The organism is Nonomuraea sp. K271, from assembly GCF_009908215.1.
Lineage (GTDB): Bacteria > Actinomycetota > Actinomycetes > Streptosporangiales > Streptosporangiaceae > Nonomuraea > Nonomuraea longispora.
The window spans coordinates 1-1,843 of record NZ_JAAAHR010000361.1 but is presented as its reverse complement, the minus strand read 5'-3'; the positions used below and the strand labels follow the sequence as shown (position 1 = coordinate 1,843).

The 1,843-nt window shown below is 68.6% G+C and carries 1 protein-coding gene and 1 pseudogene; both read left to right on the top strand.

What is annotated here, in order from left to right; genetic code table 11:
• Window positions 1-362: pseudogene (locus tag GUY59_RS46920) on the top strand (hypothetical protein); the annotation flags it as partial.
• A gap of 126 nt (window positions 363-488) precedes the next feature.
• On the top strand, window positions 489-1,841 hold the full coding sequence (locus GUY59_RS46915) for a VCBS repeat domain-containing M23 family metallopeptidase (protein ID WP_138206099.1): 1,353 nt from the start codon (window positions 489-491) through the stop codon (window positions 1,839-1,841).
• Window positions 1,842-1,843 lie beyond the last annotated feature (2 nt).

The following is a 1,843-nucleotide window of genomic DNA, read 5'->3' as shown; positions in this document are numbered from 1 at the left end:
GATCGCCGGTGTACTGGGGGCTGCTCGTCGCGGGGCCGGTGGCGGGGGGCCTGCTCACGCTCGGGCTGATCAGCCGGTGGGGGCAGATCGTGCCCGGATGGGTGCCGTGGGCCGGGGGCAGGCGCGTACCGACCGGCCTCGCCGTCGTCCCGGCCGTGGCCGTCGGGCTGCTCGTCGGCCAGTACGGAACGATGATGACAGGTTGCCTCGCGTTCGGCATCACCCGTACGTGCGCGCCCGAGGGCGGCGCCGACGCTCTTGACGGCAGTTGGGCGTTCGCCGGGACATATCCGATTTTTCTGGCGTGGGGCCTGTGCCTGCTCGGCGCCGCCATTGGATATGTCCACACCCGGCGCCTGTAGAGCGACAAATGAGACCTAATTGACAAATAGTATGAAATATCCGATATAACGGCGGTATAGAGGGCCTGAGTAGGTTTCCCACCCGGCAGCGGGCGACGGCGTCCGCGACCGAGCGAAGGGAAACCCATGCGGCGGTTATCAGGCACCGGCAGAGCTCTCGCCGGACTGATCACGATGGCGACGATCATCGCGGGCACCGTGGTAGCGACGTCCTCCCCGGCCGCGGCGGCGGCCCCCGATCTCCAGCTTCCCTTTCCCTGCGGGCAGAAGTGGCGCCTCGACACCTGGGGTCACGCTCCCGCGCTCGACATGGTGAAGGAGCCGGACCAGCACGGCACCGACGGCGCCACCCTGGTCGCCGCCGCGGCCGGAACCGTGAACGAGTCCCGGTGGCTGGACAGCAGCGGCTGGTCCGTACAGATCGACCACGGCGGCCGCTACCACACCACCTACATCCACCTGAAGTCCAAAGGCATCGCGGCCGGGACCGAGGTGAAGCGCGGGACCGTGATCGGCAAGGTCGGCGCCAGCGGCAGCATGTCCAACAACCATCCGCACCTGCACTTCGAGCTGGGCTACGACGCCAACGGCGACGGGCGCGCCTCATGGGGGGACGGCGGCGAGAAGGTCCGGCCGACCTTCAACGGCGTCACCTACGGGCAAGCCAACAGCCGGACCTGGCGCAACGTGGAGAGCCACAACTGCGGAGGCTCGGACGAGCCGGATCCGCCGAGCCTGTTCGGGGCCGACTTCAACGGTGACGGCATCGGCGACATCTTCGCCACCGGCACCGGCAGCCTGACCATCTGGAACGGCAAGGGCGGCAACAACTTCACCCCGCCGGACGTGGTCGGCGCGAACTGGAACACGTACAGCCGGCCCATCGGCGGCGACTTGAACGGCGACGGCAAAGGCGACCTGGCCGCCGTACGCGACGGCACCCTCCACATCTGGAACGGCAAGGGCGACAACAAGTTCACCCCCGCCGAGGCCGTCGGCCCCGGCTGGGACGACCTCGCCGCCACCCTCGTCTCCCTCGGCGACGTCAACCGCGACGGCCACGCCGACCTCGCCGCCGTCGACACCGAAGGTGTCCTGCACATATGGAACGGCAAGGGCGACAACAACTTCCACCCGCCGGTCCGCGTCGGCTCCGGCTGGACCGGATTCAGCCGCCCCATCGGCGGCGACTTCAACCGTGACGGCATCGGCGACATCGCCGCCGTCAAGGACGGAACCCTGTCGATCTGGAACGGCAGGGGCCACAACAAGTTCACTCCCGCCGAGGCCGTCGGCCCCGGCTGGACGGATCTCGCCCACGCGCTGATGTCGCTCGGCGACGTGAACAACGACGGCCAGACCGACATCGCCGCGATCGACCCCGAAGGTGTCCTCCACGTCTACAACGGCCGTGGCGGCAACAACTTCGATCCGCCTGTCCGGATCGGCCCCAACTGGAACGAACACTTCCCCCGCTGACC

Bases quoted from the DNA above. Each gene is read 5' to 3' on its own strand.
- GUY59_RS46915 (WP_138206099.1), top strand. From the start codon at position 489: ATGCGGCGGTTATCAGGCACCGGCAGAGCTCTCGCCGGACTGATCACG.